Source organism: Ewingella allii (genome assembly GCF_044430645.1).
GTDB lineage: Bacteria > Pseudomonadota > Gammaproteobacteria > Enterobacterales > Enterobacteriaceae > Ewingella > Ewingella allii.
The window spans coordinates 14,270-36,360 of record NZ_JAWUDN010000014.1; the positions used below are offsets into that span (position 1 = coordinate 14,270).

A 22,091-nucleotide genomic window follows, 5' to 3' on the forward strand; every position below is an offset into this window, starting at 1 on the left:
TGCTCAATCAAAAAGGGATGCCCATCATAGGCATCCCTTTTTATGCAATTTCTATTCAATGTCGTTATCAGGAAAGGGGTGACCCGTTATGGGCACTTATAAACCTGACCGACCATTTTGCTGTCCACAGGAACGAAGCTGGAGACGAAACTTTGGGTTGGGCTGTTCGCGCCATAAATAGTGTTACCACCCATAGCAGCAGCTTTGTTACGCAGATCATTCGCAGCACCGCGCATTGAGCTACCGTCACCGCCGCTTCCTGATAACCAGTTGCTCTGCGTACCGGTAACATCGCCAATTAATTGGCATTCTTTACCCGGTTTGCTATCAGTAAACTTAACTTGCTGGCCCGCTGCATCCAGTTGATGAGTGGTACTGCAGCCGGCGAGCAGCATGGCAGCTGACAGGCCCAGTAACATTTTAATCCGCATCACTTTCCCCATTTGATATTGAAATCTCATAAAGCCTATCAGAGAACGCCGTGTTCTCTTAGGCATCCGTTGCCACGTTTGCGCAAGCTTCAACGCGTTACCTGAGACAGAGATAGTGTAGAGTTTACACGCTAAACTCAGGAGACGATGAGAGTTATCTTACTGAAACGAAGAAAAAAGGGTCAAATAAAAAAACCCGGCCACCAAGGACCGGGTCTCTTTAACACACAAATTGCTTACGCAACCTGCATATGCAGCGAATGAACGCCGGGGGATGATTACATCATGCCGCCCATGCCGCCCATACCACCCATGCCGCCAGCGCCGCCCATATCGACTTTGTCGTCTTTAGGCAGGTCGGTGATCATGCACTCGGTGGTGATCATCAGGCCAGCAACTGAAGAGGCGAACTGCAGAGCAGAACGGGTCACTTTAGTTGGGTCCAGGATACCCATCGCGATCATGTCGCCGTACTGTTCGGTGTAAGCGTTGTAGCCGAAGCTGCCTTCGCCTGCTTTAACCTTGTTAGCGATAACAGAAGCTTCTTCGCCGGCGTTAACCACGATCTGACGCAGTGGAGCTTCCATCGCGCGCAGAGCAACGCGGATACCCACGTTCTGGTCGTCGTTGTCGCCTTTCAGGTCTGCCAGAGTGTGAGCAACGCGGATCAGCGCAACACCACCACCAGCAACCACGCCTTCTTCTACCGCAGCACGGGTCGCGTGCAGGGCATCTTCAACGCGGGCTTTCTTCTCTTTCATTTCAACTTCAGTCGCTGCGCCAACTTTCAGAACGGCTACGCCGCCAGCCAGTTTAGCCACACGCTCTTGCAGTTTTTCACGGTCGTAGTCAGAGGTCGCTTCTTCGATCTGCTGACGGATCTGAGAAACACGGCCCTGAATAGTAGCCTCTTCGCCAACACCGTCGATGATGATGGTGGTGTCTTTGTTGATAACAACACGCTTAGCCTGACCCATGTCTTCCAGCGTGGCTTTTTCCAGCTCCAGGCCGATCTCTTCAGAGATAACAGTACCGCCAGTCAGGGTTGCGATGTCTTGCAGCATAGCTTTACGACGGTCGCCGAAGCCTGGTGCTTTAACCGCAGCCACTTTCACGATACCGCGCATGGTGTTCACTACCAGAGTCGCCAGGGCTTCGCCTTCAACGTCTTCAGCAATGATCAGCAGTGGTTTACCGGCTTTAGCAACGGCTTCCAGCACTGGTAGCATTTCACGGATGTTAGAGATTTTCTTGTCAGCCAGCAGGATGAATGGGCTTTCAAGTTCAACAGAACCGGTTTCTGGCTTGTTGATGAAGTATGGAGACAGGTAACCGCGGTCGAATTGCATACCTTCAACAACGTCCAGCTCGTCTTGCAGGCCGGTACCTTCTTCAACGGTGATCACGCCTTCTTTACCGACTTTTTCCATCGCTTCAGCGATCAATTTACCTACGGTTTCGTCGGAGTTAGCGGAGATAGTACCTACCTGAGCGATGGCTTTAGAATCAGCACATGGCACAGACAGTTTTTTCAATTCTTCAACTGCGGCAACGACAGCTTTGTCGATACCACGTTTCAGGTCCATCGGGTTCATGCCAGCAGCAACAGCTTTCAGGCCTTCAGTGATGATGGATTGCGCCAGAACGGTTGCGGTAGTGGTACCGTCACCCGCTGCATCGTTAGCTTTGGACGCAACTTCTTTCACCATTTGCGCACCCATGTTTTCGAACTTGTCTTCCAGTTCGATTTCACGAGCTACTGACACGCCATCTTTAGTGATGGTTGGTGCGCCGAAAGATTTGTCCAAAACTACGTTACGGCCTTTAGGGCCCAGGGTAACTTTAACTGCATCGGCAAGGATGTTTACGCCACGAAGCATTTTTACACGTGCGTCGTTACCGAATTTTACGTCTTTAGCTGCCATTGTTATTTACCTTAAATTCGTTCAGTTCAGAAAAAGTGGTAGAGACCGATTAGGCTTCTACGATTGCCAGAATGTCGCTTTCGGACATGATCAACACTTCTTCGTTGTCGATCTTCTCAGCTTTAACGCCGTAACCGTCGTTGAAAATAACGATGTCGCCAACTTTAACGTCCAGCGCTTTCACTTCACCATTTTCCAGGATGCGACCATGACCGACGGCCAGGATTTCACCGCGGGTAGATTTACCAGCAGCGGAGCCAGTCAGAACGATGCCGCCAGCGGATTTAGATTCTACTTCTTTACGCTTGACGATAACGCGGTCATGCAATGGACGAATTTTCATTGATAACTCTCCTGTGAGCGGGTCCATAACTATATTTATTTAGGGTTGAATGCCTGACAGACATCTGTCCGGCCTCGTGGTTTGTTTAATGGGGGCGTTACGCCGCCCTTCAAGGGGAAAAGCAAAAAAAATCGCGTTTTCTTTGTCAGTTTTCTTTGCCAGAAAAGTGCGCCTCGCTGGCGGCACTTCATCCCCTTTCACAACAATAATTTAACATCCGAGGGCGCGGATATTAGCGGCCGCGCCCATCGATGTCGTCATCTTTTTCTGGTGAAACAAGACGTTCAGTCTGCTCGTCGGTGCGTTTGAACTCGCCCTCGAAGGTGTTCCCGGTCGGCTGGCTCTTACCCCAGTTTCCGCCAGAGCGCACAATATTAAGATGCGGCATTAGTTTCAGCGTCAGGGATTTCTGCACCGGCGGCAGTAACAGCAGCAGGCCGAGGAAATCCGTGAAGAAGCCCGGAACCAGCAGCAAGAAACCTGCCAATACCAGCGACACGCTCTTGACCATCTCCGCCGCCGGGCTTTCGCCCAGCGCCAATTTTTGCTGCAACTGCATGAAGGTTTTCATGCCCTGATTTTTCACCAGAGAGACACCCACACAGGAGGTGAAGACCACCAGCAACAGCGTCATGGCCACGCCAATAAAGGCAGCCACTTTGATAAATAAGGTTATTTCGATGTAAGCCAACAGAAATAACAACAGTAACGGTAACCAGCGCACCGCATTCTCCTTGTAATGAGGCTCCGGCTGGCCCTGAAGGCAACATGCCGAAACCATAAAAATGGGCCCGAGAGCGAACTAAATGATCGTTCCGCCTCGGGCTGTCTACACTGAGGTGGTAGCGGAGCAGCCTTTTTTCAACCTTCGCGACAGATTTAATTGAGCAGAGGAATGATTTGTGAGAGTTCTCACAGATACAGAAATAGATGCTTCGTAACAGTGCAGGAGAGTGATCTTAGTGCGTGCAATTCGCCAAGAGCAGCATATGATCGCCTTCGTACTACAAACAGCGGTTGATCGTTTTTAATTTCCCTCTGTTAGTAACATAATTTCAAACATCGCATAACGTGTTCAAGCACCAAAAAGAAGGTTCTCATGTCAAATACGATTCGTATCGAGGAAGATCTGCTGGGTACTCGCGAAGTTCCAGCTGAGGCTTATTATGGAATTCACACCCTGCGGGCGATTGAAAACTTCTATATCAGCAACACAAAAATCAGCGATGTGCCGGAGTTCGTCCGGGGCATGGTCATGGTGAAGAAAGCAGCCGCGCTTGCAAATAAAGAGCTGCACACGATCCCACGCCATATCGCCGACGTCATTATTCAGGCTTGTGATGAAGTGCTGAATAAAGGCAAGTGCATGGATCAGTTCCCGATTGACGTCTTCCAGGGCGGCGCGGGGACCTCGGTCAATATGAACACCAACGAAGTGCTGGCTAACATTGGGCTGGAACTGATGGGCCACCAGAAAGGTGACTACCAGTACCTCAATCCAAACGATCACCTGAATAAGTGTCAGTCCACCAATGACGCCTATCCTACCGGCTTCCGTCTGGCCGTGTATGCTTCTCTGCTCAAACTGATTGACGCCATCGACCAACTCGGTGACGGCTTCGAGCGTAAAGCCAAAGAATTCGAAAACATCATCAAGATGGGCCGTACTCAGCTGCAAGACGCCGTGCCGATGACCCTCGGTCAAGAGTTCCACGCGTTCAACGTGCTGTTAAAAGAAGAGACCCGCAACCTGCTGCGCACCGGCGAATTGCTGCTGGAAGTGAACCTTGGCGCCACGGCTATCGGTACTCGCCTGAACACTCCTGAAGGCTATCAACAGCTGGCGGTGGAGAAACTGGCTGAAGTCAGTAACCTGCCTTGCATCCCGGCAGAAGACCTGATTGAAGCAACCTCCGACTGCGGCGCTTACGTGATGGTGCACAGCTCGCTGAAACGTCTGGCGGTTAAGCTTTCTAAAATCTGTAACGACCTGCGCCTGCTCTCTTCCGGCCCGCGCGCTGGCCTGAACGAAATCAACCTGCCTGAATTGCAGGCCGGTTCTTCAATCATGCCAGCCAAAGTTAACCCGGTGATCCCAGAAGTGGTCAATCAGGTGTGCTTCAAAGTTATAGGTAACGATGTGTGCGTGACCATGGCTGCCGAAGCAGGCCAGTTGCAGTTGAACGTGATGGAGCCAGTGATTGGCCAGGCGATGTTCGAATCCATCCATATTCTGACCAATGCCTGCTACAATCTGCTGGAAAAATGCATCAACGGCATTACAGCGAACAAAGAGGTTTGCGAGTTTTACGTCTTCAACTCTATCGGTATCGTGACTTATCTCAACCCGTTCATCGGCCACCACAATGGCGATATTGTCGGGAAGATTTGTGCCGAAACCGGTAAGAGCGTGCGCGAAGTCGTATTGGAACGCGGGCTGCTAACAGAGGCTGAACTGGACGACATCTTCTCTATTGAGAACCTGATGCACCCGGCCTACAAAGCCAAACGGTATACGGATGAAAACGAACAGTAACAGAGATAATCTTTAGCCTTAAGGCTCGTTGTTCTCACGAACAACGAGCCTTTTTACTTTGTGCATAACAACAATTACACAACATCTCATTTTCATTTTATTTCTATTTAGTTGGGAACAACGGACGGTCAAACATGTTAATCATCGAACTCATTATTGTGCTGGCGGCGATATTTTTGGGCGCGCGGCTAGGGGGGATAGGCATTGGGTTTGCAGGAGGAATTGGCGTGCTGGCGCTGGCCCTCTGCGGCGTTAAACCCGGCAGCATCCCTTTTGACGTTATCTCCATCATCATGGCGGTGATCGCCGCGATCTCCACCATGCAGGTAGCTGGCGGGATGGACTATCTGGTGCAGCAAACCGAAAAACTGCTGCGCCGCAACCCAAAGCACATCACCCTGCTCGCCCCTATCGTCACCTATTTCCTCACCCTGTTGGCCGGTACCGGCAACATCTCGCTCTCCGCGCTGCCGGTGATTGCCGAAGTGGCAAAAGAGCAGGGAATTAAGCCTTGCCGCCCTCTCTCCACGGCGGTAGTTTCCGCGCAGATTGGCATCACGGCCTCGCCGATTTCGGCGGCGGTGGTGTATATGTCTTCAGTGATGGAAGGCCACGGCGTCAGCTATCTGCACCTGTTGATGGTGATGATCCCCTCCACTTTCGCGGCGGTGATTGTGATGTCGCTGCTGATTGGCTGGTTGTTCAACTCGAAGCTGTCTGATGACCCGGTTTACCTCAAGCGTTATGAAGAAGGGCTGGTAGAGCTGCGGGGCAACCACCGCAAAACCATCAAGCCGCGCGCAAAACTCTCCGTGCTGCTGTTCTTGCTCGGCGTCTTCAGCGTGGTGGGCTACGCGGTGGTCAACAGCCCGAGCCTCGGCTGGGTTGAGAAACCGCTGATGAATACCACCAGCGCGATCCTTATTATCATGTTGAGCGTCGCCACCCTGACTACCCTGATTTGCCGCATTAACACCGACTCCATCCTTACCTCCGGTACCTTCAAGGCGGGCATGAGTGCCTGTATCTGTATCCTCGGCGTAGCTTGGTTGGGCGACACCTTCGTGCAGGCCAATCTGGGTTGGATTAAAGAGACTGCCGGCGAGCTGATTCAGTCACATCCGTGGCTGTTGGCGGTGATTTTCTTCTTCTGCTCGGCACTGCTCTACTCACAGGCGGCGACCGCTAAAGCCTTGATGCCGCTGGCGCTAGCGTTGAATGTCACCCCGCTGACCGCCGTGGCCTCTTTTGCCGCCGTCTCCGGCCTGTTCATTCTGCCAACCTACCCGACGCTGGTCGCGGCGGTGCAAATGGACGACACCGGCACCACGCGCATCGGCCGCTTCGTCTTCAACCACCCGTTCTTCATCCCCGGCACCATCGGCGTTTTCCTGTCGGTACTTTTCGGGTTTGGCCTCGGCAGCATCATTCTCTAACAGTTTTTCACAGGGGCTTCGGCCCCTGTTCTCGCCCTCCCCGCGCCACTCTGACAAACCCTGACACTCCAAGGCTTTCTGCTCACCCTTTGTGCGGGCTATAATCAGCGTCTATTAACGCGCCGTGGCATGAAGCGACTCGCGCCCTCTTGCGATTTAACCAGCGGTCAATGCTGACCGTGATGAAGAGAAAGATAATCCGCATGGATCACCGCATTTTTCGCCTTTTCCTCCTGATTGGTAGCCTGTTCTTACTGCCGCTGCACGCCCAGGCCTCCCTGTTCAGCCAGCCTGCGAACCCGCAGTTCGTGCCGGTGGATCAGGCATTCGACTTCGACTTTCAGCAGCAGGGTCCCAACCTCAAGCTCAACTGGACGATCCGCGATGGCTACTATCTCTATCGCGATAAAATCGAGTTAGTCGGCGATCAGGCCCAGCTGGCGGCCTTTATCTTGCCGAAGGGGCTGGAGCATCACGACGAGTTCTTTGGTGATACCCAAGTCTATGAAAAGCAGCTGAATCTTAGCGTGCCGCTGCGTCAGGCGAGTGGTCAGGCATCCCTGAAAGTCAGCTATCAGGGCTGCGCGGTGGCGGGCTTCTGCTATCCGCCAGAAACCCGCATTATTCCACTGAGCGAAGTCAGCGGGCAGGCTGCTGACGCCGCGACGCCACCGCCAACACCAGAGAAGCCGATTGAAGCCGCGCCAGCGCCACAGGCCACGCCGCTGCCCTTCTCGCCTCTTTGGGCCTTGCTGATTGGCATTGGCATCGCCTTTACCCCTTGCGTGCTGCCGATGTACCCACTGATTTCCGGCATTATTCTTGGCCGCCAGCGCCCGCAAAGCATTAAACGCATCTTCCTGCTGGCGCTGGTTTATGTGCAAGGCATGGCGCTGACCTATACCTTGCTCGGTATGGTGGTCGCCGCCGCCGGGCTTCAGTTCCAGGCCGCGCTGCAAAGCCCATGGGTGCTGATTGTGCTGTCTGCCGCCTTTATCCTGCTGGCCCTGTCGATGTTTGGCCTGTTCAGCCTGCAACTGCCTTCTTCGGTGCAGACTCGTCTCACCCTGTGGAGCAATGACCAAAAAGGCGGCTCGCTGGCAGGCGTCTTTATTATGGGCGCGCTGGCCGGGCTTATCTGCTCGCCGTGCACCACCGCGCCGCTGAGCGCCATCCTGCTGTATATCGCCCAGAGTGGAAACCTGTGGGCCGGTGCCGGAACGCTCTATCTTTATGCCTTGGGCATGGGTATCCCGCTGATTATCGTGACCCTGTTTGGTAATCGCCTGCTGCCGCGCAGCGGCCCGTGGATGCAGTATGTTAAAGAAGGTTTTGGCTTTGTGATCCTCGCCCTGCCGGTGTTCTTGCTAGAGAGAATCATCGGCGATGCGTGGGGGCTAAGATTGTGGAGTATGCTGGGAGTTGCCTTCTTCGGCTGGGCGCTCATTATCAGCCTGAAGAGTCAACGCGGGCTAGTGCGCGTCTTACAGTTGCTGCTGCTGGCGGCCCTACTGGTGGCGGGCCGACCTCTGCAAGACTGGGCGTTTCCTACTCAGGGTGGCAGCGCGGAGCAGCAACACGCGCTGGCATTCCACAAAATCAATAATGTGGATGAGCTGAATGCCGCGTTGCAGCAGGCTCAGGGCAAAAGAGTGATGTTGGATTTGTACGCCGACTGGTGCGTGGCTTGCAAAGAGTTTGAGAAATACACCTTTACCTCGCCAGAGGTGCAAAACGAGCTGAAAGACACGGTGTTACTGCAAGCCGATGTGACGCAGAATAACCCGCAGCAGGTGGCGCTGCTCAAACGGCTGCAGGTGCTAGGTCTGCCCACCATTCTGTTCTTTGGCGCGGATGGCAAAGAGTTACCGCAGTCGCGGGTGACCGGCTTTATGAATGCAAACCAGTTCGTCGGCCATTTGCAGAAAACGCAGCCTTAAACGACACTAGGTTTTGAATTACGCGAATTGTGAGGAGGCAAACGTGCTACGTGAACAGGTCCTTGACCAAACACTTAATCTTTTGGAACAGCGCGGTTTAGCCACACTGTCACTGGAATCCGTTGCCGAATTGGTTAGCATTCCACTTAGCGATCTGCGCCGTTTCTGGCCGGATGCCGAGGCGCTGCTGTACGACAGCCTGCGCCACCACGGCGAGCAGATTGATATTTGGCGTCGCCAGTTACTGCTGGATGAAACTCTCAGCGCGCCGCAAAAATTGCTGGCACGCTACCAAGTTCTCGACGAGCAGGTGCGGCAAAATCGCTATCCGGGCTGCTTATTTATCGCCGCATGCAGCTTCTATCCTGATAACGAATCCCCTATCCACCAGCTGGCTGAAAAACAGAAACAGGCTTCTTACGACTACACCTTCGAGCTATTACAGGAGATGGGGTCTGACGATGCGCAGATGGTTGCCGAGCAGATGGAGCTGATCCTCGAAGGCTGCCTGAGCAAGCTGCTGGTTAAACGCCAGCTGCACGACGTCGCAGTGGCGCGTCGTTTAGCAGAAGATGTATTGAACGTGGCGCGCTGTCGGGAACATGGGGCTCTGGCTTAAATAGCCCCAGAAAAGGGCTTGCTGCACTCTTTTTTGACTGAAAAGCCAGCAAACAAACCGTTTTTATGATGTTTCTCGCATAAAGCCGTTGACGCCCACCGGCCAATACGGTTTAATGCGCCCCGTTGCCCGGATAGCTCAGTCGGTAGAGCAGGGGATTGAAAATCCCCGTGTCCTTGGTTCGATTCCGAGTCCGGGCACCATATTTAAAGAAACCAGCTTAACAGCTGGTTTTTTGCTTTCTGGCATCTGGACTCTCCATCGAACTTCGTTCGATTATTCGTCTCATGCTGAGACTCACCCCTTCGGGGCCAGCGCAAGCGCTGTTCATCGGTGCTGACGCACCGCGGTCCGAGTCCGGGCACCATATTTAAAGAAACCAGCTTAACAGCTGGTTTTTTGCTTTCTGGCATCTGGACTCTCCATCGAACTTCGTTCGATTATTCGTCTCATGCTGAGACTCACCCCTTCGGGGCCAGCGCAAGCGCTGTTCATCGGTGCTGACGCACCGCGGTCCGAGTCCGGGCACCCTATTTAAAGAAACCAGCTTAATAGCTGGTTTTTTGCTTTCTAGGTTTCGTGCCCCCCTTCCCCAACTATCCAGCCAATCCCGATATTGCTACATTGTCCTCTTCGAATTCATTTATCGAAGACAGCCTGAAAGACATCGCTACCGTCGAGCGCTCATTCGCTATGCTCAAGCTGAACGGCATTTTTGAGAAGGTGAGCGCCATTCTCTTGGGCAAGCACGAGCTGTTTGATGATGCAGGCAGTGGCCGTCAACCTTATGAGGTTTTGCGCGAAGTGCTGGCCGGGCAGCCCATACCTATCGTGGACGGTTTCGACTGCTGCCACACTCATCCAATGCTCACCCTGCCCCTCGGCGCAACGCTCTGCATCGATTTTGACCACTCATTGGTTTCCATCACCAGTCATTATTTATCCTAAATACCCGGCCAATGTTAATTTAAGAATTAAAGCCTCTTCATCGCACGCAGGGGCTTGTTCTGCATATCATCACTTATCCTCATGTACTAAAATTCCTTAACTCATTTATAGGTGAATAACCGCAGGGTTATTACGTAATAAATATTCAAAAAGCAGAGCATTCTTACACCTTAAAACAATAATATTTAAGGATATGATTCTATTTTTTAAAATACTAGGTTTATACTGACCTAGTAAATCCAACATCAGTTAATCGTATGATTGGAAAATTTTGTGTCGCATTTTAATAAAAATATCGCCCGCAAGCTTTTAGTAAAACCAGGATGTAGGGGCGAATAAAAGAGGGATGGGCATGATTTATCTAATTGAAAATAAAATACTATTTAACCCTGAAGACAATACTTTATCTTTGCAAAACGACCCAGAGAATCAAGTGAGTATTTCCAATCCTGCGCGCCGCGTTTTATTACTGCTTATCGAACAGCAGGGCATCGTTGTGCAACGTGACATTCTTTTCAAAAAGGTCTGGGATGATTACGGCCTTGTATCAAGTAATAATAATCTTAACCACTGCATTAGCAAATTACGCAAAGTGATTAATACACTGGGTCATACCGAAGATGTGATAATCACCGTGCCCAAGGTCGGTTTTTTATTAAAAAAGGAAATAACTATTTCTGCGATAGATGCTATAGGGGCTAATAACGATGCAGAAAAAGAAAATGATCAGGCCACTGGCGCACCGCCCACGGAAGTTGTCCAGGAGGCAGCAGTAACGGCTGCCGTGGAATATCCGCAACACGTCATCATGCCTGGCGAAATCACTGATGAAAGCCTTGCAGTGCCGACGATCGTCGCCCCAACAACCATGCCAAACACCAAGGAAGGGAGGGATTTTACATTGCCGATTTTTTTCGCCTCGCTGTTCTCTCTGGCCGTCGCCCTTGGGTTGCTGCTCCAAGAGCACATCTATGACCCAAAAGAAAACCTACAGGTGGCAACTCTGGGCCAGTGCGCGCTCTATTCCACTACGCACTTGCCCTCAAATCAGCGTGCCGATTTTATTCAACGCGCCGAGGAATTTATTGCGCAAAAGAAACTGGTTTGTCAGCCTGGCAATATTTTCATCTTCCAAAGCGAGACATTGGTTTCGTTGATACGCTCGGGTTCAACGCGTGACTTTATGGCAGAGTGCCGGGTCGATGATAAAAATAATCCGACGGCTTGCCTGAGCGTTTACAGTAATGATAGGACAAGTAATGACAAGAAATAAATTACGCTGGGTACTAAGGAAGTGCCACGCGGTTTACTGGTTGCCTCTTTTGTCGCTCATCTTTTTATGTCTGACGATTTATAAGCAGGTGGAAGCAAAACACTCCCGGGAAAATTTCCCCTATTCACAAGCCTGTCGTGGTGACTTTATGAGTGAAGTGCAATACGACGATCGGCGTATAAAATTGAATACTACGCTTTACTTTAGTTTCTTAAATAAGAATAAAATCTTAGTCTCGATGAGCGGCAATGTTTACGCATATGATAAAGAAGGTAAGTTAGTCGACAAAAGAATTTTACTGCGAAACATTTACTATAGTTATGTGCTGGAAAACAAAACATTACAAACCTACACATTGAAAAGCGATCGGGTAAATATTGATAGCGTGGACACCATGAATGAAGAGCTATCACGACTGGTTCTCATGAATAGCTCTTATATTGTTGGCGATTCAGACACCCTGGTTTTAAAAAAATATGACGCCAATAGCATGTTAATCGAAACCACACAGTCGCCTTTTATCATGTGCGTCTTTGTGAAATAACCTGATAGTGGCGTTTTGGCCTATTTATAGAGCAGATACAACGTACAGCCGCAGGCGTGCGCGTAGCGCGTTAGCGTCGTCATACTGGCTTGCGCAGGCCGTTTCTCAAGTCGGGTGATGGCCGGGGGCGTGATATCCAGACGCTTAGCCAACTCTGCTCGGCTTATCCCCGCTCGCTCCCGCATGCTTTGCAGCATGCCATAGATCCCATTCTCCGTTACCGCGTTAGGTGCATCACCGTGATCGACAGGCTCTTCGAGCGCTTGCGCCCGTAATTTAGCTGTTCTCAACATATCCGTGTACCCTTTCTGTCCGTTGTGAATCAGTAATAATTGATTTTCACCACCACAGAGGCGTCAAATTTACCGAGTTTCAATTCCCGTCCGGGGATTGCGCTGACTTTGGCCGTAAAGTTTTTCGTCACTTCATTGATGTTGTTTAATTCAGCAAAGTTGTCGTAGCGGTTAAAGACGATAGCTTCATCTTTGTCATTTAATAACGTCAGCTGCGCGCCATTCGCCAGGTCGATCGCATTATTGTTAATCAGCGGACTGGCCGTGGAAAACTCCGCCTGTAGAGAGAAGTTATCCAAACAGCCCTGTTTCACGGCTTTAATTGCAAACGGCAAGGTGATGCCTGAAGAGCGCGACAACTGAATACTTTGAATGGCGCCAAAATCCACCATTTGCGATTCGGGATAGACTTTCAAATCTGACCCACAGGCCAGAAAACGAATTCCCTGTAAGCCGGATAAGGTGTATTTCACGTTCTTCGCACCGGCTGAATGGTTTATCCCCCGGCTGCCGTCGAGCTGAAATACGGTAAATTGGTCGGTGCCTTCATAATGTCCACTCGACGGAGGGTTCGCCGTCACTTTGATATATAAGCGGAAGCTGACATTAACCGTGACGTTCTGCCCTTTTTTAATCGGCGGGCTATTGGTGCTCAGGCGCTGTTCGTTCTGCTCCAGATCCTGACCGTTATAGCTCACACCGAGTAATAACCCTTGGCCCAACGATTGCGACTTAGGGTTAAAGTAAAAGTGCACGACATCGATAATGCTGCCGAGCACGTTGTCGCAGTAAGCCGTCATATTGATTTCATTGGATTCCCAAATCTTGGTTCCGGCAGGAACGTTGGAGGGAATGGCCAATGGACCAATGGCGATGGGCGGCATGTTGACCATGCCGGTCCCTTTTTCAACGCAGTCGAGCGCAAAGACGCTGCGCGAGCAAAGTAGCAGCACGATGAGTAGCCACTTCCTGCGAACTAATAAGCGATAAAGCGTTGGCATGGCTATTTCTTCTCCGGCTTGCTCAACATCTGGCAGCTGGCTGCGCTACAAGAGTACTGATTAACCTGTAAACCGCCGTAATCATCCATGTAGCCGATGCTGTATTTCGAGCTGACATACTGGCTGCCCGAGAGGGTTTCAGTGGCGAACGGTGCCAGCATCAGGCTATCGAAGCCGCGAAAACTCCCCGCGTTGTCTTTCCCCAAATAGCCAAGGGTGATGTAAAACGGCGTTGGGTTGCTGATGGTCAGGCCGTCAGCCGAAAGCTTGACGCCAATCTTCTCTTGCCATGCGCCTTTGGCCTGGCTCGCAATAGCAGGCGGGCGAAAAAACAGCTTAATGCGACTTTGAATCGCCACCTGCATCACGTTCGCCAGTTCGCTTTTCGGTGGCACTTCGCGCACATTGAAATAGAACAGCGATTCGCGATCTTTCGGCAGCGCCGCGGTTTCCGGCAGCTGTAAAACACGGATTTGGCTTTTCTGCCCGGCATCAATGCGCTGCATCGGCGGCAGAGCCACCAGAGGTGAAGAGATCTTTTCACCTTTGGCATTCTCCAGCCAAACCTGCGCCAGATAAGGCAAATCCTTGCTTTGGTTTTCCAGCATGATGCTGACCGACTTCTCACCGGCGTTAAAAATAATCCGCGTGCGGTCGATATTGACGGCGGCGTTCGCTCCCTGAATTAGGGTCGTCGCCACTAATGCCGCAGTGGCTACACCCATCATGAACTTCTTCATTCGACGTCCTTCCTCATTATCTCAATTCAACATTGCCTGCTGCGGCCGTGACCGATTGGCAAGGCAGCAGCAATTGACCATTTAAACTCGCAGAGTCCGCCGGGACCTGAATGCGGCACTGTTTGCCGTCGCCCCAGTTCACCGTCAGGCTCTTCTCACCCGAGACACCGGCCAGATAAGCCAGCCCGTTATCACCAATCAACCCAGCTTCAAAGCCAGAGCTATCGTCGGTGACGGAGGCGCCCAGCGGCGGGAAACTGCCATCGGCCAGGCGGATAGTGGCCATCAGACGTTCACCCTTAATCGCGCGGATTTTGCGGAAACCAATCGCCCCTTCGGTGAGGGTTTTGCTCACCACCGAGCTATAAACCTCCACGTCGTCCGGCAGGTTGTTCACATCCACCCGAATGTCGGAGGTTTGATAGCTGGAGACGCCATTGACCACCGCGACACCATAATCATTGGTTACAGACGCCCCGTCGCTGATAGGAATGCCCTTAACGCCGGTTGATAACATCATGCGCGGCTCACTCCCCGCGCTGCTCTGATGCAGAGCCGCGCCGTGACGCGTGGCGGTAAAGGAGCCATACCAGTTGCCGCTGACCGAGCGATAGTCGTTATTCTTCACGCTGCCGTTAACCCCGAGCTGGCCGTAAGGCGACATATGCTGATAGTTGGCGCGGAAAATGCCGTCGCCTTTTTGCAAGTCAGGGCTGCTACCGCCCGCCCCGACGCGCCAGCTGTTTTTCGGGTCTTCGCTGTTGTAATAGGAAGCCGTCTGCGAGAAGCCGTTTTGCGAATCTTGTTGCGCGTCATAGCTGATCTGCCGCCCGTTGGACAGTGGCAGGCTGAATGACAAAAACATCTGATTTTCATCAGTGTATTGGTACTGCAACTTACTGGCCGACAGGGTGGCCGAAACGCCGGTAAAGCGCCCGATATCAAAAATCTTACTGACTGAAACGCTGTAGTTATTGCTCGGGCTGTCGTTCCAATAAATCTTGTGCGTCGCCGACAAGTAGAGGGTGATCGCAGGCCAGGGTAAGAACTGGTTGGCCGTCACCGTGTAGGTTTGCTTGTCGTCGCGCGAGTAGTGTTCGCCGTTGGTCTTGTCCAAATATTGGTTCAGCGACATAAAGCTCTTTTCCGAGAAGCGATACCCGGCGAAGGTGATCTGGCTGCCGGTGCTGTCAAAACGCTTCGAGTAGTTCACCCGATAGCTGTAGCCGCTCTGCTTGCCTTCCACCGGGACCGTGGCCGACGAGCGCGTCACGTCAAAAGAGATCGCGCCGAAGTCTTGCAGGTTTTGCCCTACCCCCAACGCCTGCGACTGGTAATTGCCGGTGGTGGAAATCAGGCCGCCATACAGCGAAAAGTTGTTCAGCACGCCCCAGGACATTTCCCCGCTATAGAAGCCCGGCTGCATCACTTTGTTATTGCTGCCGGTCGTCGGTTTACCCATGGCGGTTTTGAAACGCACTTCTCCCTTACGCGTTAAAAACGGTATGGTGGCGGTGCTCACCTGATAAGTGGTGACGCTGCCGTTTTCCTCTTCAATCCGCACGTCTAGCGCCCCTTGCACGGCTTCGCTCAGGTCCTGAATCACGAACGGCCCCGGCGACACGTTGGTCTGGTAAATCACCCGGCCATTTTGACTGATGCTGACTTTGGCATTGGTCTTGGCAATCCCGGTCACCTGTGGCGCATAGCCGCGCAGTGAAGGAGGCAGCATGCGCTGATCGCTATTGAGCGAGACACCAAGAAAGCGGAATGAATCGAAAATGTCCGAGTTGAAATAGGTTTCACCGGCATTTAAACGCGCACCGATCGACGGCAGCGCCCGATAGAGATAACGCTGAGTCCAGTTGAACTGGCTGTTGCGCTGACCGCCCGACGAACGAGTATTGTTGTACTGATAATCAGCACGGGCACGCCACGGCCCGACGTTAAAGCCCGCCGTACCGTAACTGCTCAAATTGGTGGAACTGCTGCCGTTCTGCGGCATGTATTTGCTGCCCAGCAGGTTGTAATCCAGAATGGCTCCGGCAACCCCCTCATCCCACTGCGAAGGCGGTACCCAGTTTTCATCGTGATAGGTCAACCACGCCTGAGGAATACTGACGTTGAGCGTCTGCTTCTCCTGATCGTAGCGAACGGTCACTTCCTCGCGCGTGTCGAGAGAAAGGCACTGGCCGTCGTGCCAGCTTTCCAATGATTTTCGAGCCGCGTCGGTCAGGTCAAACTTATCGACCAACTCGGGCGTCAGGCAGATTCGGCTATTCTTATTGTCGGCGTCGGGAATATATTTGATCAGGCTCTGTTCTGGCAGGGTTCGGCCATTCAGAACGATATCCAGCAAATATTCTCCGGGCGCAATGTAGTTGGCGACTTCAAAGCGTTTTAAATCGATATTATTTCTGTCCCCGGCGTCAATAAAGTTGGTATTGAACTCCACTGCCAGGCTGCTCATTGAAATAAAACATCCCGTCAAAGAACTCATAACGATGACAGTGAGCTTTTTTCTAATCGGTGTCTTATTAAAAATGACCAACATATAAAACCACTTTTATTTTTATAAAGCGTGTTCGGCTTAATTATATGAACAGTGAAATATAGCCAGCAGAAAGCCTTGCCAATAAAGGCACGATAAAAGGGGAGTAAACTCCCCTATTTATTAAGGCAGTCTTATTTGTAATTCAGGGCGTAAGTCGCCTGAGATACGATAGTACCGGTGGATACTGGCTGGTTGTTCGCTTCAACACGCGCAGCAAATACCAATTCGTTATTACCGGTCACTAAGTTGATGTCTTTAGAGGTATCACCCACTTTCAGCAAGTCGCCGTTTGAGTCGATAAGACGGATCGCAGCACCTTTAGCACTACCGGTGTTAGCCAGTAACTCGGACAGGCTGCTGTCTGGCGTACCCGCGAAAGATACTGCAACTTTAGACATGGCTGGGTACTGAACGTCGCCAGCTGTCTGTGCAGTCAGGTCACAATCTTGCAGGTGAATGGTGTAGTTAACGTTTTGTGAATACTTATTGCCGCTTTCCAGCACTTTATTCGCAACCTGGCCCATGTTCACGTTAATGTCTTCATCACCAGCTGCGATTGAGCAAGGAGCGTTAATAACAGTACCGGTGAAATGAATACGACCAGAACCCTGATCGGCTCCCGTTGGTGCTACAGGCTCGTCAGCTGCAAAAGCTGAAGCAGAGATAACGGCAGACAGGGCAACGATGAGAGCTTTCTTTTTAGTAATAAACATATTGAGTCCTTGAGAAATAACGGTAGCAAAGAGAAATCTTGCTTACCGAAGAGAGCACCCCTCTCTTTTCCAGATCAATATACTGTTATTTGTGTTTTGTCGGAATAATAACTCGCAAAATGCTAATATTAAGATTATTAATCTAAAACATAGGACTTATAAGACTTTTCTGTAGGAAATTTCACTCTGAGGTTAAATTAATTAACATTATATTTCATGATGGTTTTGAGCTAATTAATATAAATTGTGAATGGATTAAGCTTTATTTAACAAAATAAAAACTTTTGTTTTAAATTGATATTACATCACACCATTTTTCACGCGAGGGAGACGCCGCGGCTTGGCTTAGGTCAACTTCGCGCAGATAGGCTAGGATCCATACAATTCTAAAATTTGATCGGCTCTACCTATCGTAATTTTTCAGTATGTGGCAAATATTGCTGCACGACATTTTCACGCTTTTCTTTCCTCTCCTCTTACTCATCTCACCTTACTCAATGTGAGCATCCTAGCAGCCTAATGACCACAATCTTGCTTGGGTTACTGAGGTTGCGTGATCCGCCCCCCAAAATCCGAACAAAGCCTCAAGGCAAACTACACTTAACCTTTGATTGACATATGATTAACAAATCAAAGGAGAAAAACCATGAGCCAAGTCCATAAGCACCCTATTCCTGCGTCAATTGCAGAACGTACTCTCATCACACCAGAGCAATATCATCAGTATTATCAACAATCTGTAGAAAACCCGGATGCATTCTGGGCCGAGCAGGGAAAAATTCTCGACTGGATCAAGCCATACAGCAAAGTTAAAAACACCTCGTTTGCGCCAGGCAACATTGATATCCGCTGGTTTGAAGATGGCACCCTTAATTTGTCGGCCAACTGCCTTGACCGCCATCTCGAGAAAAACGGCGACCGCACGGCCCTGATTTGGGAAGGCGATGACCCGAAAGCCGAAAGCAAACACGTCACTTACCAACAATTGCATCACGACGTCTGCCAGTTCGCTAACGTACTGAAAGGCCTCGACGTGAAGAAAGGCGACGTGGTCGCCATCTACATGCCAATGGTGCCGGAAGCCGCCGTGGCGATGCTGGCCTGCGCACGCATCGGCGCCGTCCACTCCGTTATCTTCGCCGGCTTCTCGCCAGAAGCCGTGGCGGGTCGCATTGTCGACTCCAACTCCAAAGTGGTGATCACCGCTGACGAAGGCTTACGCGCCGGGCGCACCATTCCCCTGAAGAAAAACGTCGATGACGCGTTAAAAAATCCGGCAGTCACCAGCGTCACTAGCGTGGTGGTATTTAAACGCACGGGTAAAGAAGGCGAATGGAAACAGGGCCGCGATATTTGGTGGCATGACGCAATTAAAGATATTTCCGCTGATTGCCCGCCGGAAGAGATGAAAGCGGAAGATCCGTTATTTATTCTTTATACCTCGGGTTCAACCGGTAAACCCAAAGGTGTATTACATACAACTGGCGGTTATTTGGTTTATGCCGCGCTAACGTTTAAATATACTTTTGATTATCACGACGGCGATATTTATTGGTGTACCGCCGACGTCGGTTGGGTCACTGGCCACAGTTATTTACTTTATGGCCCATTAGCCTGCGGCGCTATTTCCCTTATGTTCGAAGGCGTGCCTAATTACCCGGCGCCAAATCGCATGGCGCAGGTAATCGATAAACATAAAGTGAATATTTTATATACCGCACCAACGGCTATTCGCGCATTAATGGCGGAAGGTAATAAAGCCATTGAAGGAACCAGCCGCGATTCATTGCGCATTATGGGTTCAGTGGGTGAGCCGATTAACCCGGAAGCCTGGGAGTGGTATTACAAGACCATAGGTAACAGCAAATGCCCAATCGTCGACACCTGGTGGCAGACCGAAACCGGCGGCTTCATGATCACCCCGCTGCCTGGTGCGACCGAGCTGAAAGCGGGTTCGGCGACGCGTCCTTTCTTTGGCGTTAAGCCAGCCTTGGTGGATAACGAAGGTGTTCCGCAGGAAGGGGCATGCGAAGGGAACTTGGTCATTACTGATTCATGGCCGGGTCAGGCGAGAACGTTGTTTGGCGATCACGACCGTTTCGAACAAACTTACTTCTCAACCTTCAAAAATATGTATTTCAGCGGTGACGGCGCGCGTCGTGACGAAGACGGTTATTACTGGATAACCGGCCGCGTCGATGACGTATTAAACATTTCCGGCCACCGTCTGGGAACCGCGGAGATCGAATCTGCGCTGGTATCACACCCGAAAATCGCCGAAGCCGCCGTTGTTGGTATCCCGCACAACATCAAAGGTCAGGCTATCTACGCCTACATTACCCTCAACCATGGTGAAGAACCCTCAGCAGAGCTGTATGCCGAAGTGCGTAACTGGGTACGCAAAGAAATCGGACCTATCGCCACGCCTGACATTCTTCACTGGACTGACTCCTTACCAAAAACACGTTCAGGGAAAATTATGCGCCGTATTCTGCGCAAAATTGCCGCTGGCGATACCAGTAATTTGGGAGATACCTCTACGCTCGCCGATCCGGGCGTGGTCGATAAGCTGTTGGAAGAAAAACAATCAATGAAAGTGCCGTCGTAATTTTCACCGCCCTGGCGCGGTGAACTCTATCAATGCCTCACAGGAGTCACTGAGATGAATGATCTCATTTATCAAAGAGTTGTAAATAATCCACGCTTCAGGGAGTTAGTAGAAAAACGCAGCCGCTTCGCGTGGCTGCTCTCTATTATCACGTTGGTGATGTACGTCAGCTTTATTTTCTTAATTGCCTTTGAACCCCAATGGCTCGGCGCTCCACTCTATGAAGGTGGGACAATCACTCGCGGCATCCCGATTGGCGTTGGTCTGATTGTCGCCTCCTTCGTGCTCACTGGTATTTATGTCTATCGCGCTAATGGTGAATTTGATCGCCTGACCGCAGATATCATCCGCGAGGTGAACCCATGAACGCCCGCCGTTTAGGGTTAGCATCGCTAGCGTTGCTGCTGGCCTCGCCATTCACTGCGCTGGCCGCAGAAGGTATAGCAGGGGAAGTTAAAAAGCAGCCTCTGAATATCGAAGCCATCGTGATGTTTGTTCTGTTCGTTGGCGCGACGCTGTATATCACCTATTGGGCGTCAAAGCGCACGCGCTCTCGGCAAGATTACTATACAGCCGGAGGCAAAATCACCGGCTTTCAAAACGGGCTAGCCATCGCCGGTGACTTCATGTCGGCGGCTTCATTCTTGGGCATTTCAGCGCTGGTTTACACCTCTGGCTATGACGGCCTGATCTACTCGATTGGCTTCCTGATTGGCTGGCCAATCATCCTGTTTCTTATCGCCGAGCGGCTGCGCAACTTGGGGAAATATACCTTCGCCGATGTCGCTTCCTACCGTTTAAAACAAAAGCCTATTCGAACTCTGTCAGCCTGCGGCTCACTGGTGGTGGTCGCCCTGTATCTCATCGCGCAGATGGTGGGTGCCGGCAAACTGATACAGCTGCTCTTCGGGCTTAACTATCATGTCGCCGTGATTCTGGTCGGTATTCTGATGGTGCTTTACGTCTTGTTCGGCGGGATGTTAGCCACTACCTGGGTACAGATTATTAAAGCGATCCTACTGCTCGCCGGTGCCAGCTTTATGGCGATTATGGTGATGAAGTCGGTCAACTTTAACTTCAACACTCTCTTCCAGCAGGCGGTGGCGGTGCATCCAAAAGGGCTGGCAATCATGAGTCCGGGCGGGTTGGTATCTGACCCGATATCCGCGCTATCGCTTGGATTGGCACTGATGTTTGGTACGGCTGGATTGCCACATATCCTGATGCGCTTCTTCACCGTCAACGATGCAAAAGAAGCGCGTAAAAGCGTGTTCTACGCCACGGGTTTTATAGGTTATTTCTACATTTTGACCTTCATTATCGGCTTCGGCGCTATTGTTCTCGTTAGCGCAAACCCGGCATTTAAAGATGCAACCGGCGCATTGTTGGGCGGCACCAATATGTCAGCGGTTCATCTTGCCGATGCCGTTGGCGGTAGCTTCTTCTTAGGATTCATCTCCGCCGTCGCCTTCGCAACAATCCTTGCAGTAGTGGCAGGGTTAACGCTAGCTGGCGCTTCAGCGGTATCTCACGATCTGTACGCCAGCGTAATAAAGGATGGTAAAGCCACTGAAAAGGATGAGCTGCGTGTCTCGAAGATCACGGTAATTATCCTCGGCATCGTCGCCATTCTGCTGGGTATTTTATTCGAGAAGCAGAACATCGCATTCATGGTCGGTCTGGCATTCTCTATCGCCGCCAGCTGTAACTTCCCAATTATCCTGCTCTCCATGTACTGGGCAAAACTGACGACTCGAGGAGCAATGATTGGGGGTTGGCTTGGTCTCTTAACTGCGGTGATTCTCATGATCCTCGGCCCAACGATATGGGTACAGATCTTAGGTCATGAGAAAGCCATCTATCCTTATGAATACCCTGCTCTATTCTCAATGATTGTTGCTTTTGTTGGCACTTGGCTGTTCTCAATAACAGACAATTCACGCGAGGGGCAGCTGGAAAGAGAACGTTTCTATCCGCAGTTCGTGAGATCCCAAACCGGTATTGGCATCTCCCAAAGCTCTAACCATTAATCACTAAGCCATAACGCAAAAAGCCCCCTCGCTCGTCAGAGCAGGGGGGCTTTTATTTGTTTGGCAGTTTGCCGTTTCCCACATAGCAAAAAACCCCGGCCTTTCGGCTGGGGTTTCTCACTTTATTTGATGCCTGGCAGGTGATGAACCACCGCGT

18 protein-coding genes, 1 tRNA gene and 1 pseudogene are annotated in these 22,091 nt (G+C 51.2%); 11 read left to right on the forward strand and 9 right to left on the reverse strand.

Annotated elements, in window-relative coordinates:
- Positions 1-86: 86 nt before the first annotated feature.
- From SBO83_RS20845 to SBO83_RS20860, 4 genes are all read right to left on the reverse strand, one after another.
- Positions 87-431 (reverse strand): DUF4156 domain-containing protein, encoded by a 345-nt coding sequence (locus SBO83_RS20845; RefSeq protein WP_353500626.1) that lies wholly within the window; start codon positions 429-431, stop codon positions 87-89.
- A gap of 278 nt (positions 432-709) precedes the next feature.
- Positions 710-2,356, reverse strand: coding sequence for a chaperonin GroEL (gene groL / locus SBO83_RS20850; protein WP_353500625.1), 1,647 nt, complete (start codon positions 2,354-2,356; stop codon positions 710-712).
- Between the two features lie 49 nt (positions 2,357-2,405).
- Complete coding sequence (locus tag SBO83_RS20855; protein ID WP_009636718.1) at positions 2,406-2,699, reverse strand: co-chaperone GroES; 294 nt, start codon at positions 2,697-2,699, stop codon at positions 2,406-2,408.
- A 232-nt stretch (positions 2,700-2,931) separates the two neighbouring features.
- Complete coding sequence (locus SBO83_RS20860; protein ID WP_034795093.1) at positions 2,932-3,423, reverse strand: FxsA family protein; 492 nt, start codon at positions 3,421-3,423, stop codon at positions 2,932-2,934.
- 375 nt (positions 3,424-3,798) lie between these two features.
- Here SBO83_RS20860 and aspA point away from each other — a divergent pair, with 375 nt between their 5' ends.
- The 8 genes and pseudogenes from aspA to SBO83_RS20900 all read left to right on the forward strand — a co-directional run bounded on the left by aspA (position 3,799) and on the right by SBO83_RS20900 (position 11,995).
- The gene (aspA, locus tag SBO83_RS20865) at positions 3,799-5,235 is read left to right on the forward strand and encodes an aspartate ammonia-lyase (protein ID WP_034795090.1); all 1,437 of its coding nucleotides are present in this window, start codon (positions 3,799-3,801) and stop codon (positions 5,233-5,235) included.
- A 134-nt stretch (positions 5,236-5,369) separates the two neighbouring features.
- The gene (locus SBO83_RS20870) at positions 5,370-6,671 is read left to right on the forward strand and encodes an anaerobic C4-dicarboxylate transporter family protein (RefSeq protein ID WP_396132793.1); all 1,302 of its coding nucleotides are present in this window, start codon (positions 5,370-5,372) and stop codon (positions 6,669-6,671) included.
- Positions 6,672-6,874: 203 nt separating this feature from the next.
- Positions 6,875-8,611, forward strand: a complete 1,737-nt coding sequence (locus tag SBO83_RS20875; RefSeq protein WP_396132794.1) for a protein-disulfide reductase DsbD — start codon at positions 6,875-6,877, stop codon at positions 8,609-8,611.
- Between the two features lie 43 nt (positions 8,612-8,654).
- Positions 8,655-9,230: a division control transcriptional repressor DicD gene (gene dicD / locus SBO83_RS20880; RefSeq protein WP_353500622.1), complete on the forward strand. Its 576-nt coding sequence runs from the start codon at positions 8,655-8,657 to the stop codon at positions 9,228-9,230.
- Between the two features lie 127 nt (positions 9,231-9,357).
- A tRNA-Phe gene (locus SBO83_RS20885) sits at positions 9,358-9,433 on the forward strand.
- A gap of 439 nt (positions 9,434-9,872) precedes the next feature.
- A pseudogene (locus SBO83_RS20890) lies at positions 9,873-10,178 on the forward strand (LD-carboxypeptidase); the annotation flags it as partial.
- Positions 10,179-10,530: 352 nt separating this feature from the next.
- Positions 10,531-11,451 (forward strand): winged helix-turn-helix domain-containing protein, encoded by a 921-nt coding sequence (locus SBO83_RS20895; protein WP_396132795.1) that lies wholly within the window; start codon positions 10,531-10,533, stop codon positions 11,449-11,451.
- On the forward strand, positions 11,438-11,995 hold the full coding sequence (locus SBO83_RS20900) for a hypothetical protein (RefSeq protein WP_353500620.1): 558 nt from the start codon (positions 11,438-11,440) through the stop codon (positions 11,993-11,995). The genes SBO83_RS20895 and SBO83_RS20900 overlap by 14 nt, the downstream gene beginning before the upstream one ends.
- Before the next feature lie 20 nt (positions 11,996-12,015).
- Here the strand turns inward: SBO83_RS20900 and SBO83_RS20905 are convergent, their stop codons facing one another.
- From SBO83_RS20905 to SBO83_RS20925, 5 genes are all read right to left on the reverse strand, one after another.
- A complete protein-coding gene (locus SBO83_RS20905; RefSeq protein WP_396132796.1) occupies positions 12,016-12,288 on the reverse strand; it encodes a helix-turn-helix domain-containing protein in 273 nt (90 codons plus the stop codon).
- 29 nt (positions 12,289-12,317) lie between these two features.
- On the reverse strand, positions 12,318-13,289 hold the full coding sequence (locus tag SBO83_RS20910) for a fimbrial protein (protein WP_396132797.1): 972 nt from the start codon (positions 13,287-13,289) through the stop codon (positions 12,318-12,320).
- A 2-nt stretch (positions 13,290-13,291) separates the two neighbouring features.
- Entirely contained in the window at positions 13,292-14,017 is a 726-nt protein-coding gene (locus SBO83_RS20915) for a fimbria/pilus periplasmic chaperone (RefSeq protein WP_396132801.1), read from the reverse strand.
- 28 nt (positions 14,018-14,045) lie between these two features.
- The gene (locus SBO83_RS20920) at positions 14,046-16,529 is read right to left on the reverse strand and encodes a fimbria/pilus outer membrane usher protein (RefSeq protein WP_396132798.1); all 2,484 of its coding nucleotides are present in this window, start codon (positions 16,527-16,529) and stop codon (positions 14,046-14,048) included.
- Positions 16,530-16,714: 185 nt separating this feature from the next.
- Entirely contained in the window at positions 16,715-17,296 is a 582-nt protein-coding gene (locus SBO83_RS20925; protein ID WP_353500619.1) for a fimbrial protein, read from the reverse strand.
- 646 nt (positions 17,297-17,942) lie between these two features.
- On the opposite strand from SBO83_RS20925, the gene acs reads away from it, so the two are divergent.
- From acs to actP, 3 genes are read left to right on the forward strand one after another with little or no spacing between them, the layout of a single operon-like run.
- Positions 17,943-19,904 carry an acetate--CoA ligase gene (gene acs, locus SBO83_RS20930; protein WP_396132799.1) on the forward strand — a complete coding sequence of 654 codons (1,962 nt, stop codon included), beginning with the start codon at positions 17,943-17,945 and terminating at the stop codon, positions 19,902-19,904.
- A 54-nt stretch (positions 19,905-19,958) separates the two neighbouring features.
- Entirely contained in the window at positions 19,959-20,270 is a 312-nt protein-coding gene (locus SBO83_RS20935; RefSeq protein ID WP_034795059.1) for a DUF485 domain-containing protein, read from the forward strand.
- Positions 20,267-21,934 carry a cation/acetate symporter ActP gene (gene actP / locus SBO83_RS20940; protein WP_185688785.1) on the forward strand — a complete coding sequence of 556 codons (1,668 nt, stop codon included), beginning with the start codon at positions 20,267-20,269 and terminating at the stop codon, positions 21,932-21,934. The genes SBO83_RS20935 and actP overlap by 4 nt, the downstream gene beginning before the upstream one ends.
- Positions 21,935-22,091 lie beyond the last annotated feature (157 nt).